General features: G+C 70.1%; 17 protein-coding genes. 14 read left to right on the forward strand and 3 right to left on the reverse strand.

The window, feature by feature from the left end; all coding sequences use genetic code 11:
- The first annotated feature begins 104 nt into the window (after positions 1-104).
- The 9 genes from ACZ7LS_RS07435 to ACZ7LS_RS07475 all read left to right on the forward strand — a co-directional run bounded on the left by ACZ7LS_RS07435 (position 105) and on the right by ACZ7LS_RS07475 (position 10,167).
- Entirely contained in the window at positions 105-1,034 is a 930-nt protein-coding gene (locus ACZ7LS_RS07435) for an ABC transporter permease (RefSeq protein ID WP_382528450.1), read from the forward strand.
- On the forward strand, positions 1,027-1,971 hold the full coding sequence (locus ACZ7LS_RS07440; RefSeq protein ID WP_382528453.1) for an ABC transporter permease: 945 nt from the start codon (positions 1,027-1,029) through the stop codon (positions 1,969-1,971). Before ACZ7LS_RS07435 ends, ACZ7LS_RS07440 begins: the two co-directional genes overlap by 8 nt.
- Positions 1,972-1,982: 11 nt before the next feature.
- Positions 1,983-3,044 carry an ABC transporter ATP-binding protein gene (locus ACZ7LS_RS07445; RefSeq protein ID WP_382528455.1) on the forward strand — a complete coding sequence of 354 codons (1,062 nt, stop codon included), beginning with the start codon at positions 1,983-1,985 and terminating at the stop codon, positions 3,042-3,044.
- The gene (locus tag ACZ7LS_RS07450) at positions 3,037-4,185 is read left to right on the forward strand and encodes an ABC transporter ATP-binding protein (RefSeq protein ID WP_382528458.1); all 1,149 of its coding nucleotides are present in this window, start codon (positions 3,037-3,039) and stop codon (positions 4,183-4,185) included. Before ACZ7LS_RS07445 ends, ACZ7LS_RS07450 begins: the two co-directional genes overlap by 8 nt.
- Positions 4,186-4,453: 268 nt before the next feature.
- A complete protein-coding gene (locus tag ACZ7LS_RS07455) occupies positions 4,454-6,079 on the forward strand; it encodes a peptide ABC transporter substrate-binding protein (RefSeq protein WP_382528461.1) in 1,626 nt (541 codons plus the stop codon).
- A 46-nt stretch (positions 6,080-6,125) separates the two neighbouring features.
- The gene (locus tag ACZ7LS_RS07460) at positions 6,126-7,049 is read left to right on the forward strand and encodes an ABC transporter permease (protein ID WP_382528463.1); all 924 of its coding nucleotides are present in this window, start codon (positions 6,126-6,128) and stop codon (positions 7,047-7,049) included.
- Positions 7,042-8,100 (forward strand): ABC transporter permease, encoded by a 1,059-nt coding sequence (locus tag ACZ7LS_RS07465; protein ID WP_382873855.1) that lies wholly within the window; start codon positions 7,042-7,044, stop codon positions 8,098-8,100. The genes ACZ7LS_RS07460 and ACZ7LS_RS07465 overlap by 8 nt, the downstream gene beginning before the upstream one ends.
- An 11-nt stretch (positions 8,101-8,111) precedes the next feature.
- Complete coding sequence (locus ACZ7LS_RS07470; protein WP_382528469.1) at positions 8,112-9,104, forward strand: ABC transporter ATP-binding protein; 993 nt, start codon at positions 8,112-8,114, stop codon at positions 9,102-9,104.
- Complete coding sequence (locus ACZ7LS_RS07475; protein WP_385135128.1) at positions 9,097-10,167, forward strand: ABC transporter ATP-binding protein; 1,071 nt, start codon at positions 9,097-9,099, stop codon at positions 10,165-10,167. Before ACZ7LS_RS07470 ends, ACZ7LS_RS07475 begins: the two co-directional genes overlap by 8 nt.
- Before the next feature lie 142 nt (positions 10,168-10,309).
- Here the strand turns inward: ACZ7LS_RS07475 and ACZ7LS_RS07480 are convergent, their stop codons facing one another.
- Positions 10,310-12,553: a prolyl oligopeptidase family serine peptidase gene (locus ACZ7LS_RS07480; protein WP_385135127.1), complete on the reverse strand. Its 2,244-nt coding sequence runs from the start codon at positions 12,551-12,553 to the stop codon at positions 10,310-10,312.
- A gap of 165 nt (positions 12,554-12,718) precedes the next feature.
- Between ACZ7LS_RS07480 and ACZ7LS_RS07485 the strand changes: the two genes are divergently transcribed.
- The 4 genes from ACZ7LS_RS07485 (at position 12,719) to ACZ7LS_RS07500 (ending at position 16,866) form a co-directional block, all read left to right on the forward strand.
- Positions 12,719-12,913, forward strand: coding sequence for a hypothetical protein (locus ACZ7LS_RS07485; protein ID WP_129770505.1), 195 nt, complete (start codon positions 12,719-12,721; stop codon positions 12,911-12,913).
- Positions 12,914-13,054: 141 nt separating this feature from the next.
- Entirely contained in the window at positions 13,055-14,032 is a 978-nt protein-coding gene (gene mshB / locus ACZ7LS_RS07490; protein ID WP_385135125.1) for an N-acetyl-1-D-myo-inositol-2-amino-2-deoxy-alpha-D-glucopyranoside deacetylase, read from the forward strand.
- Positions 14,029-14,439 carry a DUF6113 family protein gene (locus tag ACZ7LS_RS07495; RefSeq protein ID WP_382664462.1) on the forward strand — a complete coding sequence of 137 codons (411 nt, stop codon included), beginning with the start codon at positions 14,029-14,031 and terminating at the stop codon, positions 14,437-14,439. The genes mshB and ACZ7LS_RS07495 overlap by 4 nt, the downstream gene beginning before the upstream one ends.
- 195 nt (positions 14,440-14,634) lie before the next feature.
- Complete coding sequence (locus tag ACZ7LS_RS07500; RefSeq protein ID WP_385135123.1) at positions 14,635-16,866, forward strand: peptidoglycan binding domain-containing protein; 2,232 nt, start codon at positions 14,635-14,637, stop codon at positions 16,864-16,866.
- Positions 16,867-17,003: 137 nt separating this feature from the next.
- On the opposite strand, the gene ACZ7LS_RS07505 is transcribed toward ACZ7LS_RS07500, so the two are convergent.
- Both ACZ7LS_RS07505 and ACZ7LS_RS07510 read right to left on the reverse strand, forming a co-directional pair.
- Positions 17,004-17,858, reverse strand: coding sequence for a transglutaminase family protein (locus ACZ7LS_RS07505; RefSeq protein WP_385135121.1), 855 nt, complete (start codon positions 17,856-17,858; stop codon positions 17,004-17,006).
- Between the two features lie 17 nt (positions 17,859-17,875).
- On the reverse strand, positions 17,876-18,925 hold the full coding sequence (locus ACZ7LS_RS07510; protein WP_385135119.1) for a GNAT family N-acetyltransferase: 1,050 nt from the start codon (positions 18,923-18,925) through the stop codon (positions 17,876-17,878).
- Between the two features lie 140 nt (positions 18,926-19,065).
- On the opposite strand from ACZ7LS_RS07510, the gene fdxA reads away from it, so the two are divergent.
- Positions 19,066-19,386: a ferredoxin gene (fdxA, locus tag ACZ7LS_RS07515; RefSeq protein ID WP_003985062.1), complete on the forward strand. Its 321-nt coding sequence runs from the start codon at positions 19,066-19,068 to the stop codon at positions 19,384-19,386.
- Positions 19,387-19,435 lie beyond the last annotated feature (49 nt).

Raw genomic sequence — 19,435 nt, forward strand, 5'->3', positions numbered from 1 at the left:
ACTCGGCCATCAGCCGCCGGCACAACGGCGGTAGGCCCCCGGGGCCGCTCCCCGCGTCAACGGGAGCGGCCCCCGGGGCTGCAGTTATCCATTCGGAGGCAAACATGGGGCGTTATGTCGCGCGGCGACTGCTCCAGATGATCCCGGTCTTCATCGGGTCAACCTTGCTGGTCTTCTCCATGATGTACGCCCTGCCCGGCGACCCCGTGCGCGCGCTCGCCGGAGAGCAGACCGTCGACCCGGCGCAGATCGCGTCGATGAAGAAGGACCTCGGTCTCGATCTTCCGCTCTGGCACCAGTACTGGAACTATCTGATCGGCCTGTTCCAGGGCGACTTCGGCACCCAGATCGCCAGCGGAAGACCTGTCGCCGACATCATCTCGGAGGCATTCCCGATCACGGTCAGGCTGACCCTGTTCGCCTTCACCTTCACCGCGCTGGTCGGCATCTCCATCGGCGTCTTCGCCGGACTGAAGGCCGACACGCTCCGCGACCGCGGCCTGCTGATCCTCACGCTTCTGCTGATCTCCGTTCCCTCGTTCGTACTCGGCTTCCTCGGCCAGTACTTCTTCGCCTTCCAGCTCGGCTGGGTGGACCCGAACGTGAGCGCGGAAGCCAACTGGAACGAGTTGTTCCTACCAGCGGTCGTACTCGGCTCCCTATCACTGGCCTATGTGGCACGTCTTACGCGTACCTCCATCGCGGAGAACCTGCGCTCCGACTACATGCGCACCGCCGTGGCCAAGGGGCTGCCGCGCCGCCGCATCATCGGCGTACACCTGATGCGCAACTCCATGATCCCGGTGGTGACCTTCCTCGGTACCGACCTCGGCGCCCTGCTGGGCGGCGCGGTCGTCACGGAAGGTATCTTCAACGTCAAGGGTGTCGGCTACAACATCTTCGACGCGCTCAGGCACCGCGAGGGCGCCACGGTCGTGGGGATCGTGACCCTGATCGTCGTCGTCTATCTCGTCGCCAGCCTGCTCGTCGACCTGCTCTACGCGGTCCTGGACCCGAGGATCCGTTATGCCTGAGGCACTCAAGGACACCGTCAAGGACCAGCCCGCCGAGGCTCCGGTCGCCCCGCGGGCCGACGGCAAGGTGGGCAAGCCCCGCAGCCTCTGGTCGGACGCCTGGCACGACCTGCGGCGCAACCCGCTGTTCGTCGTCTCCGCCGTCCTGATCCTGTTCCTGCTGACGATGGCGGCCTTCCCGCAGCTGTTCACCAGCGCCGATCCGCGCTACGCGGATCTGGCCAAGCACTACCTGCAGAAGCCCAACTGGAGCCACGTCTTCGACGAGGACTGGTTCGGGTACGACATCCAGGGCCGGTCGATCTACGCCCGTGTCGTCTACGGCGCCCGAGCCTCGATCCTCGTCGCCGTCGTCGTCACCGCGCTCGTCACCGTCCTGGGCACCGTGGTCGGCATGCTCGCCGGCTACTTCGGCGGCTGGATCGACACGATCCTGTCCCGGCTCACGGACATCTTCTTCGCCGTGCCCTTCATGCTCGGCGCGATGGTGGTGCTGACCTCCTTCACCGAGCGTTCGATCTGGGTCGTGATCCTGTCCCTCGCCTTCCTGGGCTGGACACAGATCGCCCGTGTCGCGCGCGGCTCGGTCCTCACCATCAAGCAGGCGGACTATGTGATGGCGGCCAAGGCGCTCGGCGCCTCGACCAGCCGCATCCTGCTCCGGCACATCATGCCCAACGCGATCGCCCCGGTGATCGTGGTCGCGACCATCGCGCTCGGCGGCTACATCTCCGCCGAGGCCACGCTGTCGTTCCTGGGCATCGGTCTCGCCGAGCCGGCCGTCTCCTGGGGTGTCGACATCTCCTCGGGCCAGGAGCAGCTGCGTAACGCGGCGTACGTCCTGATCATCCCGTCGGTCATGGTGTCGATCACTGTTCTGGCCTTCATCATGCTCGGCGATGCGGTACGCAACGCCCTCGACCCCAAGCTGCGCTGAGGGAGGCGTACATGACCATCATCGACGACACGACGGCGGACGTTCCTTCTCCGCACGGCTCGCCGGAGGACGGCGGCCCGCTCCTCGAAGTCCGTGACCTGCACGTGGAGTTCCACACCCGCGACGGTGTGGCCAAAGCGGTCAACGGAGTCAACTACAGCGTCAGCGCGGGCGAGACGCTCGCCGTGCTGGGCGAGTCGGGTTCCGGCAAGTCCGTGACCGCGCAGGCGATCATGGGCATCCTCGACATGCCCCCCGGGCGCATTCCGCAGGGAGAGATCCTCTTCCGCGGCCGGGACATGCTCACGATGGGCAACGAGGAGCGCCGGCTCATCCGCGGCCAGAAGATCGCGATGATCTTCCAGGACGCGCTGTCCTCGCTCAACCCGGTGCTCTCCGTCGGCTACCAGCTCGGCGAGATGTTCCGCGTCCACCAAGGCCTGTCCAAGAAGGACGCCAAGGCCAAGGCCATCGAGCTGATGGACCGCGTCCGGATCCCCGCGGCCAAGGACCGGGTCGACGACTACCCGCACCAGTTCTCCGGCGGCATGCGCCAGCGCATCATGATCGCCATGGCGCTGGCCCTGGAACCCGACCTGATCATCGCGGACGAGCCGACCACCGCGCTCGACGTGACCGTCCAGGCCCAGGTCATGGACCTGCTCGCGGAGTTGCAGCGCGAGTTCAACATGGGCCTGATCCTGATCACGCACGACCTCGGCGTCGTCGCCGACGTCGCGGACAAGATCGCGGTCATGTACGCGGGCCGGATCGTCGAGACCGCCCCCGTGCACGAGCTCTACAAGCGTCCCGCGCACCCGTACACCCGCGGTCTGCTCGACTCGATCCCGCGCCTGGACCAGAAGGGCCAGGAGCTGTACGCGATCAAGGGGCTTCCGCCCAACCTCACGCGGATCCCGTCCGGTTGCGCCTTCAACCCCCGCTGCCCCTCGGCGCAGGACATCTGCCGTACGGACGTGCCGGTCCTGCATTCCGTCACCGAGCGGGACGGCGCGGCGCTGCCGGGCCGCGGCAGCGCGTGCCACTTCTGGAAGGAGACGATCCATGGCTGAGCCGAAGAAGAGTGACGACTCCATGGACGCCACCCCGAACGTCACCACGGTCGAGACGGCCGACGCCGTCACGGTCGAGGACTCCGTCGCCGCCATCGAGGCGCCGGCGCAGCGGGGCGAGCCGATCCTTCAGGTGCGCAACCTGGTCAAGCACTTCCCGCTGACCCAGGGCATCCTGTTCAAGAAGCAGGTCGGCGCCGTCAAGGCCGTGGACGGTATCTCGTTCGACCTCTACCAGGGCGAGACGCTGGGCATCGTCGGCGAGTCCGGCTGCGGCAAGTCCACCGTGGCCAAGCTGCTGATGACGCTGGAGCAGGCGACCGCCGGCGAGGTCTTCTTCAAGGGCCAGGACATCACCAGGCTGTCCGGGCGCGCGCTGAAGGCGGTGCGCCGCAACATCCAGATGGTGTTCCAGGACCCGTACACCTCGCTCAACCCCCGGATGACCGTCGGTGACATCATCGGCGAGCCCTTCGACATCCACCCGGAGGTGGCACCGAAGGGCGACCGGCGCCGCAAGGTCCAGGAACTGCTCGATGTCGTGGGCCTCAACCCGGAGTACATCAACCGCTATCCGCACCAGTTCTCCGGCGGCCAGCGCCAGCGCATCGGCATTGCCCGCGGTCTCGCTCTCAACCCCGAGATCATCATCTGCGACGAGCCGGTCTCGGCGCTGGACGTCTCGGTCCAGGCCCAGGTCATCAACCTGATGGAGAAGCTGCAGGACGAGTTCAACCTCTCCTACATCTTCATCGCGCACGACCTGTCGATCGTCCGGCACATCTCCGACCGGGTCGGCGTGATGTACCTCGGCAAGATGGCCGAGATCGGGACGGACACCCAGATCTACGACCACCCGACGCACCCCTACACCCAGGCGCTGCTGTCGGCGGTCCCGGTGCCCGACCCGGAGGCCCGTGAGGGCCGTGACCGCATCATCCTCACCGGTGACGTGCCGTCGCCGGCGAACCCGCCCTCCGGCTGCCGGTTCAGGACCCGCTGCTGGAAGGCGCAGGACAAGTGCGCCACGGAGGTCCCGCTGCTGGCCATTCCCGAGCGCTTCAAGGGCACGGACGAGCACACCGCCCACGAGTCGGCGTGCCACTTCGCGGAGGAGAGGGACGTCGTCCACGCGGCGTGACCCGTAGCCGTACGGCGGCCGTAAGGGCACGTACGCGTACGAGCAAGTGAGCGGCGCCCGGAACCGAGAGGTTCCGGGCGCCGCTTCGCGTGCCGGCGGCCGGCCAGTGGCCGACGGCTGCCGGGTGGTGGCCGGGTGACCTCCCCTCACCGGTGCTGATGATTTTTCCGTTCTCCTTCGCCCATCTGGGTGGGCCGGGTGTGCGGACCGTCCCTGATGGTCCGATCTTTGGTCTGAGCGAGACCAGATACTCCGAGGAGGCGCATCCATGCGAGGAGCCGTACACGCCGGACGGGCCGCCTGCGCGGCGGCCGTCGTCCTCGCCGCGTCCGGCTGCGGCGGGGCGGCCGACGTCATCGGCGGTCCCAACGGCGTGGTGCGTTCCTCCTGGGGTGATCCGCAGAATCCGCTGGAGCCCGCGAACACCAATGAGGTCCAGGGCGGCAAGGTCCTCGACATGATCTTCCGGGGGCTCAAGCGGTACAACCCGAAGACCGGCAAGGCCGAGAACGCCCTCGCCGAGAAGATCGACACGACGGACTCGACGCACTTCGCCGTCACCGTCAAGGACGGCTGGACCTTCAGCGACGGCGAGAAGGTGACCGCGAAGTCCTTCGTGGACGCCTGGAACTACGGCGCGTACCTCGACAACAACCAGAAGAACGCCTACTTCTTCCAGTACATCGACGGATACGACACGGTCCACCCGGCCAAGGGACAGCCCACCGCCCGGACCCTGTCGGGGCTGAAGGTCACCGGCCCCAGGACGTTCACCGTCACGCTGTCGCAGCGCTTCTCCACCTGGCCCGACACCCTCGGGTACCCGGCGTTCGCGCCGCTGCCCAGGGCGTTCTACGACCAGCACGCCGCCTGGCTCGCCAGACCCGTCGGCAACGGCCCGTACACGGTGCACAACTACACCAAGGGCTCCCAGATGTCCCTGCGCACCTGGAAGGGGTACCCGGGCGCCGACAAGCCGCGCAACGGCGGCGTGGACCTCGTGGTCTACACGGACAACAACACCGCGTACACCGATCTCGTCGCGGGAAACCTCGATCTGGTCGACGACGTCCCCGCCTCACAGCTCAAGAACGTACGGTCCGACCTCGACGGGCGGTACATCAACAGCCCGGCCGGCATCATCCAGACCCTCGCCTTCCCGTACTACGACAAGGAATGGAACACCCCGGGGGCCGCCAAGGTACGGACCGGGCTCTCCATGGCGATCAACCGCCGGCAGATCACCGACATGATCTTCCGCAGGACCCGCACCCCGGCGACCGACTGGACCTCCCCGGTCCTCGGCGCCGAGGGCGGCTATCTGGCCGGACTCTGCGGCAGGGCCTGCGACTACGACCCGGCCGCGGCGAAGCGGCTGATCCGGCAGGGCGGCGGCATCCCGCGCGGCCGGCTGACGATCACGTACAACGCCGACACCGGCTCCCACAAGGAGTGGGTCGACGCGGTCTGCAACAGCATCAACAACGCGCTGGGCAACGACAAGACGTGTGCCGGCAGCCCGGTCGGCACCTTCGCGGACTTCCGCGACCGGATCGGCCAGCGGAAGCTCAGAGGGCCGTTCCGGGCGGGCTGGCAGATGGACTACCCGCTGATCCAGAACTTCCTCCAGCCGCTCTACTACACCAACGCCTCGTCCAACGACGGCAAATGGAGCGACCCCCGGTTCGACCGGCTCGTCAACGAGGCCAACGCGGACACGGACTCGAAGTCGGCGATCCGCACGTTCCAGCGGGCGGAGGGCGTCGTACGGGACCGGATGGCGGCCATCCCGCTCTGGTACCAGAACGGCAGCGCCGGCTACTCGGACCGTGTCTCCCACGTCGAACTGAACCCCTTCAGCGTCCCGGTCTACGAGGAGATCACGGTCAGCTGACGCCCGGGGCCCCGCCCGCGCCCTCCCCCGAACCCCGGAGCCCTCCATGGGACGTTATGTGATCCGGCGCCTGCTGCAGATGATCCCCGTCTTCATCGGCGCCACCCTGCTGATCTTCCTGATGGTCAATGTGATGGGCGACCCCGTCGCGGGCCTCTGCGGCGAGCGGCAGTGCGATCCGGCCACCGAGGCCCGGCTGCGCAAGGAGTTCGGCCTCGATCAGCCGGTGTGGCAGCAGTACCTCACCTATATGGGACATGTCTTCTCCGGCGACTTCGGCACCGCCTTCAACGGCCAGAAGGTCATCGACCTGATGGCCTCGGCCTTCCCGGTCACCATCCGGCTGACCATCGTGGCCATCGTCTTCGAGATCATCATCGGGATCGCCTTCGGCGTGATCACCGGGCTGCGCCGGGGCCGCCCCGTCGACACCTCCGTACTGCTGCTGACGCTGGTGGTCATCGCCGTACCGACATTCGTCACCGGTCTGCTGGCACAGCTCGTGTTCGGTGTGAACTGGCAGCTCATCCGGCCGTCGGTGTCCCCGGCGGCGCCGCTCGACGAGCTGATCCTGCCGGGGCTGGTGCTCGCGTCCGTCTCCCTGGCCTATGTCACCCGGCTGACCAGGACCTCGATCGCCGAGAACGCCCGCTCCGACTATGTACGTACCGCCGTCGCCAAGGGCCTGCCACGACACCGGGTGATCACCCGGCATCTGCTGCGCAACTCGCTGATCCCCGTGGTCACGTTCATCGGTACGGACATCGGCGCCCTGATGGGCGGCGCGATCGTCACCGAGCGGATCTTCAATATCCATGGCGTCGGATTCCAGCTCTACCAGGGCATCCTGCGCCAGAACACCCAGACCGTCGTCGGCTTCGTGACCGTGCTGGTCATCGTCTTCCTGGTGGCGAATCTGCTGGTCGACCTCCTCTACGCCGTACTCGACCCGAGGATCCGCTATGCCTGAGCCGCAGTCCCCGCGCCCCGACGACAACGGCGGCGCCATCGCGGCGACCGGGGCGGGCGGTGCGATGGACCTCGCCACCAGCGAGGGAGGCACCCTGGAGCAGCAGCAGCAGCAGCGGGGAGGGCCTGAGGGCGGCCCCGACGGCGGACGCGGCGCCGGACCCGAGCCCGGACCCGACGCCCGGCCCGGCGGCGAGTCCACGGGGCGCCCGCACAGCCTCTGGTCCGACGCCTGGCGCGATCTGCGCCGCAACCCCGTCTTCGTCCTCTCGGGGCTGGTCATCGTCTTCCTGGTCATCATCTCGATCCGGCCCTCGCTGATCGCCGGTGGCAACCCGCTCTCCTGCGATCTCGCCAGGGCCCAGGACGGCTCCCGGCCCGGCCACCCCTTCGGCTTCAACGGGCAGGGCTGCGACGTCTACACCCGTACCGTCCACGGCGCCAGGACCTCGGTCGTCGTCGGCGTCCTCGCCAGCCTCGGGGTCGCGGTCGCCGGCTCGGTCCTCGGCGGACTGGCCGGTTTCTACGGCGGATTCTGGGACGCGGTCCTCTCCCGGGTCACCGACATCTTCTTCGGCATCCCGGTGGTCCTCGGCGGTCTGGTGCTGCTGTCCGTGGTGACCAGCTCCACCGTCTGGCCGGTGATCGGCTTCATGGTGCTGCTCGGCTGGCCGCAGATCTCGCGGATCGCGCGCGGCTCCGTCATCACCGTCAAACAGAACGACTTCGTCCAGGCGGCGCGGGCGCTCGGCGCGTCCAGCCCCCGGCTGATGCTGCGCCACATCCTGCCCAACGCCGTCGCGCCGGTGATCGTCGTGGCGACCATCGCGCTCGGTACGTTCATCGCGCTGGAGGCGACCCTCTCGTACCTCGGCGTGGGCCTCAAACCACCGACCGTCTCCTGGGGGATCGACATCTCCGACGCCTCGCCGTACATCCGCAACTCCCCGCACATGCTGCTCTGGCCGGCCGGAGCGCTGGCGGTCACCGTGCTCGCGTTCATCATGCTCGGCGACGCGGTACGCGACGCCCTCGACCCCAAGCTGCGCTGAGGAGCCCGCCCGTGTTGCTCGAAGTACGCGATCTGCAGGTGGAGTTCCGCACCCGGGACGGGGTCGCCAGGGCCGTCAACGGCGTCAGCTACTCCGTCGACGCCGGCGAGACACTGGCCGTACTGGGCGAATCGGGCTCCGGCAAGTCCGTCACCGCGCAGGCGGTCATGGGGATCCTCGACATGCCGCCCGGCCGGATCACCGGCGGCGAAGTGCTGTTCCGGGGGCGTGATCTGCTGAAGCTCAAGGAGGAGCAGCGCCGCCGGGTCCGGGGCGCCGAGATGGCGATGATCTTCCAGGACGCGCTCTCCTCGCTCAACCCCGTGCTCACCGTGGGCGCCCAGCTCGGCGAGATGTTCATCGTGCACCGGGGGATGTCCCGCAAGCGGGCGCGGGCGAAGGCCGTCGAGCTGATGGACCGGGTCAGGATCCCGGCGGCCAGGGAACGGGTCGACGACTATCCGCACCAGTTCTCCGGCGGGATGCGCCAGCGGATCATGATCGCGATGGCGCTCGCGCTGGAACCCTCGCTGATCATCGCCGACGAGCCGACCACCGCGCTCGACGTGACCGTCCAGGCCCAGGTGATGGATCTCCTCGCCGAGCTGCGGCGCGAGCTGAACATGGGGCTGATCCTGATCACGCACGACCTCGGGGTGGTCGCCGATGTCGCCGACCGGATCGCCGTGATGTACGCGGGCCGGATCGTGGAGAGCGCCCCGGTGTACGAGATCTACCGGGCGCCCGCCCACCCGTACACGCGCGGTCTGCTCCGGTCGATCCCGCGACTGGACCGGAAGGGCCGGGAGCTCTACGCGATCAAGGGCCTGCCGCCGAATCTGCTGCGCGTCCCGCCCGGCTGCGCCTTCAACCCCCGCTGCCCTTCGGCCCAGGACGTCTGCCGCCGGGAGGTGCCGCCGCTCTTCGAAGCGGGGGACGTGCCGGGCGCGGCCGAGGGGCGCCGGAGCGCCTGCTACTTCTGGGAGGAGACGCTCCATGGCTGACCCCATTCTGGAGGTCCTGGACCTGGTCAAGCACTACCCGCTGACCCGCGGCATCCTGTTCAGGAAGCAGATCGGGGCGGTACGGGCGGTCGACGGGGTCTCGTTCGCGCTGGCCCCCGGCGAGACCCTCGGCATCGTGGGGGAGTCGGGCTGTGGCAAGTCGACCGTCGCGAAGATGATGGTGAACCTGGAGCGGCCGACGTCCGGCGCGATCCGGTACAGGGGCGAGGACATCACCCGGCTGTCGGGCCGCGCGCTGAAGGCGGTGCGCCGCAACATCCAGATGGTGTTCCAGGACCCGTACACCTCGCTCAACCCCCGGATGACCGTCGGCGACATCATCGGGGAGCCGTACGAGATCCATCCCGAGGTGGCGCCGAAGGGCGACCGGCGGCGCCGGGTCCGTGAGCTGCTGGATGTCGTGGGTCTCAACCCGGAGTACATCAACCGCTATCCGCACCAGTTCTCCGGCGGTCAGCGCCAGCGCATCGGCATCGCCAGGGGGCTGGCGCTCCGGCCCGAGATCATCGTCGCCGACGAGCCGGTGTCGGCCCTCGACGTCTCCGTACAGGCGCAGGTCATCAATCTGATGGAGCGGCTCCAGGACGAGTTCGGCCTCTCGTACGTCTTCATCGCCCACGATCTGTCGATCGTCCGGCACATCTCCGACCGGGTCGGCGTGATGTATCTGGGGCGGCTCGCCGAGATCGGCTCGGACGCGGAGATCTACGAGCACCCGACGCATCCGTACACCCAGGCGCTGCTCTCGGCCGTGCCGCTGCCCGACCCCACGGCGCGCGAGCACCGCGACCGGATCATTCTGACCGGCGATGTGCCGTCCCCGGCGAACCCGCCGTCCGGCTGCCGGTTCCGTACGCGCTGCTGGAAGGCGCGGGAGCGGTGCGCGGTGGAGGTGCCCGCGCTGGCCGTCCCGGAGGTCCTGCGGGGGCGGCAGGGGCCCGCCGCGCACCTCTCCGCCTGCCACTTCGCGGAGGAACGGCGGATCGTGCCGGCCGGAGGCGGAGGTATCACGGAGGGTCGGCATTCGGGGGGCGAAGCGTAATAAAGCGCATCAATTTCGTTAACACGCAGGCAACTTCGCCGACCCGACACCGATATACGAACGCGTCAGGCTGGACAGCGTACGGCCGTGCGGGTGCCGTAGACCGGCCGGGACTCCCAGGGTCCCGGCCGGTCGCCCGTGCTCACTGAGGGCCCGGCCCGTCCTCGGCCGCTGCCCGGCTCATGCCCAGCGACCTCTTGAGGAAGTCGACCTGGAGCAGCAGCAGATTCTCGGCGACTTCCTCCTGCGGTGTCATATGGGTCACACCCGTGAGCGGCAGGACCTCATGGGGCCTTCCCGCCGCGAGCAGGGCACCGGAGAGCCTGAGGGTGTGTGCCACGACCACATTGTCGTCCGCGAGCCCATGGATGATCATCAGTGGACGTACCGGAGTCCGCGGCGCCGAGAGTCCGTCGTCCGTGACCAGTGAGTGCCTGGCGTAGACCTCGGGGACGTCCTGCGGGCCGCCGCCGAAGTACCGCTCCTGGTAGTGGGTGTCGTAGAGCCGCAGATCGGTGACCGGGGCGCCGGAGACCGCCGCGTGGAAGACATCCGGGCGGCGCAGGACCGCGAGCCCGGCGAGATAGCCGCCGAAGGACCAGCCGCGCATCGCCACCCGCCCCAGATCGAGCGGGAACCGCTCGGCGAGGGCGTGCAGCGCCTCGATCTGGTCGTCCAGGCTGAGCAGCAGATTCTGCTTGACCGCCTTCTCCCAGGCCGGTGAACGGCCCGGAGTGCCCCGGCCGTCCGCGACGATCACCGCGAACCCCTGGTCGGCGAACCACTGCGAGGTGAGATACGCGTTCTGCGCGGCCACCACGCGCTGCCCGTGCGGGCCGCCGTAAGGGTCCAGCAGCACCGGAAGCGGACCGTCCGAGTCCTGGTAGCCGGTCGGCAGCAGCACGGCGCTCGGAATCCGGTGCGCGCCCGCCTCGGTGAGCCGCGGCCGGGCGGTGAGCGCCGGCTGCTCGGCGTACGACGCGACCGTGGCGAGCACCTTGCCGTCCCTGAGGACCCGCGCGGACGTTCCTGGGGTGTCGGGCCGGGCCGACACCAGCACGGTCACCCCGCCGCCGCGTACGGCCGAGTGCACACCCGCACCCTCCGAGAGCCGCTCCACACCCAGCTCGTTGACCCGGTACACATGGATCTCGCCGATCTCGGGATCCGCCGCCGCCTCGCCCGCCGACGCCGAGACGAGGACATCGTGCTCACCGATGTCCAGCACCGCCCGGACATGCAGCTGCGGCCCGGTCAGCGGCCGGTCGCCGACCATCAGGACCCGCGCGCCGCCCTCGTCCGCGATCCGTACGAGCCGTCCGTCCGGCGCCCAGGCGGGCAGCTCGGCGAAGAGCTCCAGCCAGGCCGGATCCTCGTCCCGGTGCACGGTCCTCGTCGCGCCGGTCGCCGGGTCCACCGCCAGGTACAGCTGGCCGCGCTGGTCACGGCTCTGTACGAGCAGCAGCGGCGCGCCCGCGGCCGACCAGTGCACCCGCGCCAGATACGGGTAGCGGGCGCGGTCCCAGACGACCTCTGTACGCGCCCCACCGGCCCCCTCGGCGCCGTCCGCGCCCTCGGCCCCGCCGGAGTCCGCCGCGCCCTCCACGTCGACGAGACAGAGCCGTACGTCCGCGTTGGGGGTGCCGGCCGCCGGGTAGGCGACCTTGACGGGCTCCCGCTCCGGGTGCGCCGGGTCGGAGATCCACCAGCGCCGCACCCGCGCCGTATCGACCCGGGCGACCAGCAGCCGGTCGGACTCGGGGGACCACCAGTAGCCGCGTGTGCGGCTCATCTCCTCGGCGGCGATGAACTCCGCCAGGCCGTAGGTGATGTCCTCGCCCTCGTCCGCCGAGCGGCCCGCCAGCACGCGGTCCCGCTCCCCGTCCGCGCCGATCACGCGGAGGGCGCCGCCGGCCGCGTACGCGACATGGCGTCCGTCCGGTGACGGCCGCGGATCGATCACCGGTCCCCGTACGGGCAGTTCGCGGGTCGTCCCGGCGAGCAGCTCGGCGGTGAACAGCCGTCCGGAGAGCGCGAACGCCGCCAGCTGCCCCGCGCCGTCCACCGCGTAGCCGACGATGCCCCCCGAGCCCTCACGGCTCCGCTCGCGCCTGGCCCGCTCCTCCGGCGAGAGCCGCTCGGCGGCGCCGCCCAGGAGCACGGCCGGGTCCGCGGCGATCCGCTCGCGCCCCTCGCCGGAACCGGCGGCGGAGTCCTCAAGATCCAGTACCCACAGGCTGTTCACCCGGTCCGTGCCCGAGGCGGAGCGCAGGAAGGCCACCCGCGCGCCGTCGGGGGAGAGCGTGAACGCCCTCGGGGCGCCGAGGGTGAAGCGCTGGGTCCTGGCGTGCCGGCGCGGGAACGAGAGCTGTTGCCTCAAGGTCATGGAACGAACCTACTGGGCGACGGCCGTGCGCCCCCAGTGTGCTGCCGTGCACCGATCAATGCGTCCGCACGGATAGTTATGATCCGTAGCGTTAGGTGGGTATGAATCCGCCGGGCACATGCATGCTGCGATTTTCCGACTGAATATTTATGGAGGTGAACCGCCGTGGCACTCTCGATTTCGGCGGTGGTGCTGCTGGCGATCGTCGTCTTCCTGCTGATCCGGAAATCCGGACTGAAGGCCGGACACGCGGTGGTCTGCATGTTGCTCGGGTTCTACATCGCCAGTTCATCCATCGCTCCCACCATCAGCGAGCTGACCACGAACGTGGCAGGGATGATCGGCGGGATCAAGTTCTAGCCAACTTCCGCTCTCATCCGGTCAACTTCACCATGCCCTGAAGTCGGGCATATCCGGCACTTTCCGCTGCCCGCCGCCCCTCGGCCACCGTCGTCGCCCACTGGCCGAGGGGTTTCGGGTGGCGGCTCGTAGGCTGTCCCCATGACCGATCTACCCGCCCGCCGTCTGCTGCTGGTGCACGCGCACCCGGACGACGAGTCGATCAACAACGGCGCCACCATGGCCAGGTACGCGGCCGAGGGCGCCCTGGTCACGCTGGTGACCTGCACCCTCGGCGAGGAGGGGGAGGTCATCCCGCCCGAGCTCGCCCATCTGGCGGCCGACCGCGAGGACCGCCTCGGCGCCCATCGCGTCGGCGAACTCGCCGCGGCGATGAGGGAGCTGGGCGTCACCGACCACCGCTTCCTCGGCGGCCCCGGCAGATTCCGGGACTCCGGGATGATGGGCCTGGAGCAGAACGACCGCGAGGGCGCCTTCTGGCACACGCCCGTCGACGACGCCGCCGCCTGCCTCGTCGAGGTGATCCGGGAGGTGCGCCCGCAGGTGCTGGTGACGTACGACCCGTACGGCGGCTACGGCCACCCCGACCACATCCAGGCCCACCGCGTCGCCACGCGCGGCGCGGCCCTGGCCGCCGAGCCCGGCTTCCGGCCCGGCCTCGGCGCCCCGCACGCCATCGACAAGATCTACTGGAACCGCGTACCGCGCTCGGTCGCCGAAGAGGGTTTCGCCCGGCTGCGCGCGTCCGGGGCGGACTTCCCCGGTGTCGCCGCGATCGAGGACGTTCCGGGCGTGATCGACGACGCGGAGATCACCGCCGCGATCGACGGCGCGCCGTACAAGGAGCACAAGGCGGCGGCGATGCGCGCCCATGCCACCCAAATCGCCGTGGACGGGCCCTTCTTCGCACTCTCCAACGATCTGGGGCAGCCCATCTTCGCGACCGAGTACTACCAGTTGGCGCACGGCACGTCCGGGGCGGCGGCCGGGGAACGTGAGAACGATCTCTTCGCGGGAGTCGCCGCAGCGGCCCAGGGTGACGGCGCCAACGGTGTGCACGGCGTGAACGGTGTGCACGGCGTGAACGAGGCGAACCGCGTGAACGGGGCGAACGCATGAGCGGGCAGGGGCCGTCCGGCGGGATGTTTACGAGTCGCCCCAGACCCGGACGTATCGCCGCGTATCTCGCACTCTTCGTCCTCGGCGTGCTCGTCGGTACGGCGGGCTCGCTCGTCCAGGGCGGCTGGGTCCCCGGCGGACTGCTGCTCGCCCTGCTCGCCACGGCCGGTCTCTTCTTCGGCGGGCTGTATCTCACCGGCACCCAACTGGGCGTGGGGGCACCCGCGGCGGGCTGGCTGCTCGCGGCCATCTTCCTGAGTCTGGGCCGCCCGGAGGGCGACGCGGTCTTCGCCGCGGGCATCGGCCCGCTCGTCTATCTTCTGGGCGGCATGTTGGTGGCTGTGATGTGTGCCACGATGTCGCGGTTGCCGCAACCGGGCCCGAAGTCCGGCCGACTTGAGAAGTGACGCGCCCGGCTGCTGCTGAATTGACCACGTCCGTACGGTCGGCGGAGCATCGCTTCGCATGGTCGTCGGGAGTCTGTCGGCCGAGGCCAGTATGGTGGTGCGCGCTCCGGGCCTTCCCCCCGCCTCCGGCATGGGGAACCTGAACAGTTTCGTACCAGTAAGAACGGGCGGCGGAGCCAACCGGGAGAACCTGCTTTGAGTCGTGAAACTGACAGTTCGTCCTCCGGGCCCCAGGGGCGCGGCGGAGCCGCGTACCCCTCGGGGACACCGCCGTACGGATCCCGCCAGTATCCGTCGCCGCACCCCCAGCAGGACGCTCCGGAGGAGACGGAAACCGCACCCGTCCCACAGCCGGACGAGCCCAGAACCGAGACCACGCTGACCACGCGCATCAGGATCAACATCCCGGGCTCGCGGCCGATTCCGCCCGTCGTGATGCGTACGCCCATGGGCGAGGACAGCACCGACGGCCGGGGTGTCCCGGTCGGCGAGCGCACGGGCGGCATCCCCAGGCCCGACGCGTCCCAGGACGCCGCCGACGCGGCACCGGCCGGACAGGCCGAGGCGGCGGAGGAGCCGCGGGCCGAGGACAGATCCACGAGCGACTGGTTCGCGCCACGCAAGTCGGCGACATCGGGCACCGGTACGGCCGCGGGGATGAGCGCCGGTCTCGGCGCGGGCGCCGCCGCGGCCTCGGGCACCACCGCCCAGCGGCCGGCCGAGGGCGGCTCCCCGCAGTCGCCGTACCACCCGGGCAGCGGGCAGTCGCAGAACGGCGGCGGTCCGCGCAGCGCGCTCAGCGACCTCGCGTCCGGCGCCGGGCCCCAGGGTGCCGGTCCGCAGGGCTCGGGCTTCCAGGGCTCCGGCTCCAACGGCTTCGCGTCCGACGGTTCCGGTACGGACTTCACGTCGGGCGGTGCCAGGGACTTCGCGTCGGGCCGATCCGGTACGGACTTCGCGTCCAGCGGTCCCACCACCCCGGCGCTCGGCATCCGGCCTCCCGGCGGCGGGCCCAGCGGTCCGACCAGCGGTCCCGTCACCGGCGGCGCGTCGCTCGGTACGCCGCCGTCGTCCCTGGGCACGCCGCCGTCGTCGCCCGGCACCCCGTCGGGGGCCGGCCACGTCGGTCCGCCGCGGATGTCCGACGACACCGCCGTACTGACACCGCAGCAGCACGCCCCCGAGCCCGCGTCCGGCGGTCATGTCTCCGGGGACACGCTCACCAGCGGAATCCCCGTGGTGCCGCCGGAGCACCGCTCGCCCTTCCCCGGCCCGGGTCCGCAGGGCGGTCCGCACTCCGGCCCCGGGCCCGACGGCCCCGGCGCGCATGGTCCCGGCCCGCTCGGTTCCGGCCCGCTCGGCCAGGACCAGGACTTCTCGGCCCCTGACTTCCCCGGTCCTGTCGGCTCCTCACAGGGTGCCCCGCCGGCGGGCACGGCCCCGGAGCGTGCGGCCACCCCGGCGCCGCCCGCCAAGAAGAAAAAGGGCCGCTCCAAGCTCACCTCCCTCGCTGTCCTGGTCGTCGTGGCCGCGGCCGGCGTCTACGGCGCCGGCCTTCTGATGAACTACTCCGATGTGCCGAAGGGCACCACGGTCCTCGGCGTCGACATCGGCGGCGGCACCCGCGACGAGGCGGTCAACAAGCTTGAGGCCGCCCTCGGCGAGCGTGCCTCCGCGCCGCTGCGGCTCAGCATCGGCGGCAAGACCGAGGAACTCGCCCCGGACAAGGCCGGACTCAGCCTGGACACCCAGGCCACCGTCCGTGCCGCGGCCGGCAGCGACTACAACCCGGTGTCGGTGATCGGCTCGCTCTTCGGCGGCGCCCGGGTCGCCCAGCCGGTGATCCCCGTCGACGACGAGAAGCTGACCGCCGCGCTCACCGATCTGGCGGGCACATCGGGTTCGGCGAGCGAGGGAACGATCAAGTTCGAGCCGGGCAAGGCCGTCGCCGTACCGGGCAAGTCCGGCAAGGCGCTGGACGTCAACCACTCGATCATCTCGACCCGGGACGCCTATCGCGCCCAGGTCCAGACGGGCAAGATCAACAACGTGGAACTGCCCGTCGTCACCCGCGAGCCGACGGTCGGGCAGGCGGAGCTCGACCGGGCGATGAACGAGTTCGCCAAGCCCGCGATGTCCGACCTGATCACCATCAAGGCGGGCGGCAAGCAGATCCAGTTCGGCCCCGCCAAGTCGCTGCCCAAGATCCTCTCCATGAAGGCCGTCGACGGAAAGCTGATCGAGGTCTACGACAGGGCCGCCATCGACCAGCTGCTGGAAGGCGTCTTCGACGGCATCACGATCACGAAGGGCGACGGCAAGCAGTACCCCGTCTCCTCCGCAGACGTGGCGCAGGCCATGCAGACGGCACTGCGCGGCAAGACCCCCGCCGAGCGCACCCAGACGATCAATCTGAACCCCAGTTAGCGCCTCCGCCGTCCTGGGGGATGCCGGATCGCATCCCCCAGCACGGACAGGACAGGCAGGACGTACGGGACCGGCAGGACGGACAGGACAGGCAGGACAGGCAGGACAGGCAGGACGTACGGGACCGCCGCGGGCCGTCAGTTCAGCATCGCCCGTGCCGCCCGCGCCTTGCGCCGGATCGCCTCAGCCGTCGACGGCTCCACCGCGTCCACCACCTCGGCGTACTCGTCCATCTCGGCCGCGCCCCGCCGGAACTCCCCGCGCTGTACGAGCAGTTGGGCGCGGTCGTAGCGCAGTCTGGCCGGGTGCGAGGGCAGCAGCAGGGACAACTCGACCGCCCAGAGCGACACATCGGTACGCTCCGGGCGGGTCGCGGCCCACGCGCGGATGTTGTTCAGTACGCGCAGGACGATGTCGAGCGGGTCCGCGGGGGCGAGCATGGCCGGTTCCAGCGCCTCGCCCGTCGCGCCGGTCACCAGCGACTCCGCGTCGGCGCCCGTCAGCAGCCGGCCGCCGTCGAAGGGATCGGCGAGGACGCGCTCCTCCGGATCGCCGAAGCCGACCACGAAATGGCCGGGCAGAGCCACGCCGTACACCGGCGCCCCCGCCCGTCGCGCGACCTCGATCCAGACCACGGACAGCAGGATGGGAAGCCCACGCCTGCGCCGCAGCACCACGGGCAGCAGCGAGGAGTCCAGCCGCTGGTACTCCGCCGGGGAGCCCTCGAAACCGCACCGCTCGCCCAGCAGCTCCGCCAGCGCGACCGCCCAGGCGCGTGCGCCGAGGACACCGAAGGGCAGCAGCCCCGCCAGCCGGTCCAGCTCGGCCTGGGCCGCGTCGATACCGGCCTCGCCCAGGGCGGGATCGGCCTCCGCGCCCACCAGCAGGCAGAGCGTGGCCAGGTCGGGACGGTCCGCGCGGGCCTCCTCGGCGAATCGCCGGCGGATGTCGTCGGTTTCCGGGAGTTCCGGTTCCGGGGGTTCCGGTCGCATATCGGCCTCGTACCCGCTCAGGGCGATCGGAAGTGGTGGTAGCGGTGGTGGACGGCGAAGCCCATCGCGTCGTACAGCGCCCGCGCGCCCTCATTGTCCGACTCGACCTGGAGCCAGGCGGCGGACGCGCCCTCCTCCAGGGCGCGCCGGGCGAGCGCGGTCATCACGGCGGTGGCCAGGCCCTGGCGGCGGCGGGCGGGGTCGACCTCCACCGCCATGAACCCCGCCCAGCGCCCGTCCACCACGCACCGGCCGATCGCCGCAGGCACGCCGGGCTCCCCGTCGCCGCTGGGGTCTCCGTTTTCGCTGGGCTCTCCGGGCTCTCCGGGCTCTCCGGGCACGGTGGCGAACCACACCGAAGGCCCGCTGTTCAGTACGTGGAGCACATGTGGTCCGGGCACACCAGACCGCTGGTAGCGCCGGAGCCACATCTCGTCGACGCCACGAGTGAGCACGACCCGGGAAACGTCGGCGTCCCGGTCCCCGAGCGGCGCGAGCGCGGCGATCCGTACCTCCGCCGTCCCCTCCGACCGCCAGCCGCGCCGCTCCAGCTCCGCGCACAACCGTTCCTGGGTGCCCTCCGCGCCGGTCGCGGCCTGTACGTACGGGGGCAGTCCCCGCTCCTCGTACCACCGTCGTACGCGCGTCAGCGCCTCGTCCAGCTCCACGCCGGGGTCCCCGAGGGGCAGCACGGAATTGGCCCGCCGCGTGAAGCCGGAGGCCGCTCTGAGCCGCCACTCTCCGAGTGGTTCGCTCTCCACCGGCTGCCAGGACCGGGCGCAGACCCCGGCCAGCTCCTCGAAGGACGCCGAGGGCCCCCGTCGTCTGGCCGGGGCCGCCGGCACCACCTTGCCCGCGACCAGGGCGGCCTCGGGCACACGGACGCTCTCGCCGGTCCTGCGTGTGATCAGCAGCACATCTCCGTCCCAGGATGTGAGAACGCCCACCGTGTCCGTGAACTTCTCGCCGCCGGCCCCGCTGCCGGTCAACTGTCTGACTGATACACGTTTGCCCACGTCAGCCCGTGTCAGACGAACCTCAAGCCGTCCGCCCGCAGTGAATTCCACAGCTCTGTACGCCCCTCCTGTTCGGATCGCGCCCGAGAACGGAGATACTAGATGCGGGCATCGACGACGCCGCGCTCCCGCGCGCCTGTGGACGGAGCCGCAGATCGGCCCGCCGCGCCCTATCGAGGAGGAACGACAGCGTGACCTACGTCATCGCGCAGCCTTGTGTCGACGTCAAGGACAAGGCGTGCATCGAGGAGTGCCCGGTCGACTGCATCTACGAGGGCTCCCGGTCCTTGTACATCCACCCGGACGAATGCGTCGACTGTGGAGCCTGTGAGCCGGTCTGCCCGGTCGAGGCCATCTTCTACGAGGACGACACCCCGGAGGAGTGGAAGGACTACTACAAGGCGAACGTCGAGTTCTTCGACGAGCTCGGTTCGCCCGGTGGCGCTTCCAAGCTCGGTCTGATCGAGCGGGACCATCCCTTCATCGCCGCGCTGCCGCCCCAGAACGGCTGACAGCGCGCCCCCCGGTCCCGTACGGCCCGCCGCCGTACGGGACCGCGGT

The organism is Streptomyces sp. NPDC039430, assembly GCF_055639435.1.

Excerpts from the sequence above, each read along its gene's own strand:
- ACZ7LS_RS07435 (WP_382528450.1), top strand. The coding sequence starts at position 105 with ATGGGGCGTTATGTCGCGCGGCGACTGCTCCAGATGATCCCGGTCTTC.
- ACZ7LS_RS07465 (WP_382873855.1), top strand. The coding sequence starts at position 7,042 with ATGCCTGAGCCGCAGTCCCCGCGCCCCGACGACAACGGCGGCGCCATC.
- ACZ7LS_RS07455 (WP_382528461.1), top strand. The coding sequence starts at position 4,454 with ATGCGAGGAGCCGTACACGCCGGACGGGCCGCCTGCGCGGCGGCCGTC.
- ACZ7LS_RS07495 (WP_382664462.1), top strand. The coding sequence starts at position 14,029 with ATGAGCGGGCAGGGGCCGTCCGGCGGGATGTTTACGAGTCGCCCCAGA.
- ACZ7LS_RS07440 (WP_382528453.1), top strand. The coding sequence starts at position 1,027 with ATGCCTGAGGCACTCAAGGACACCGTCAAGGACCAGCCCGCCGAGGCT.
- ACZ7LS_RS07445 (WP_382528455.1), top strand. The coding sequence starts at position 1,983 with ATGACCATCATCGACGACACGACGGCGGACGTTCCTTCTCCGCACGGC.
- mshB (WP_385135125.1), top strand. The coding sequence starts at position 13,055 with ATGACCGATCTACCCGCCCGCCGTCTGCTGCTGGTGCACGCGCACCCG.
- ACZ7LS_RS07480 (WP_385135127.1), bottom strand. The coding sequence starts at position 12,553 with ATGACCTTGAGGCAACAGCTCTCGTTCCCGCGCCGGCACGCCAGGACC.
- ACZ7LS_RS07505 (WP_385135121.1), bottom strand. The coding sequence starts at position 17,858 with ATGCGACCGGAACCCCCGGAACCGGAACTCCCGGAAACCGACGACATC.
- ACZ7LS_RS07460 (WP_382528463.1), top strand. The coding sequence starts at position 6,126 with ATGGGACGTTATGTGATCCGGCGCCTGCTGCAGATGATCCCCGTCTTC.
- ACZ7LS_RS07450 (WP_382528458.1), top strand. The coding sequence starts at position 3,037 with ATGGCTGAGCCGAAGAAGAGTGACGACTCCATGGACGCCACCCCGAAC.
- ACZ7LS_RS07475 (WP_385135128.1), top strand. The coding sequence starts at position 9,097 with ATGGCTGACCCCATTCTGGAGGTCCTGGACCTGGTCAAGCACTACCCG.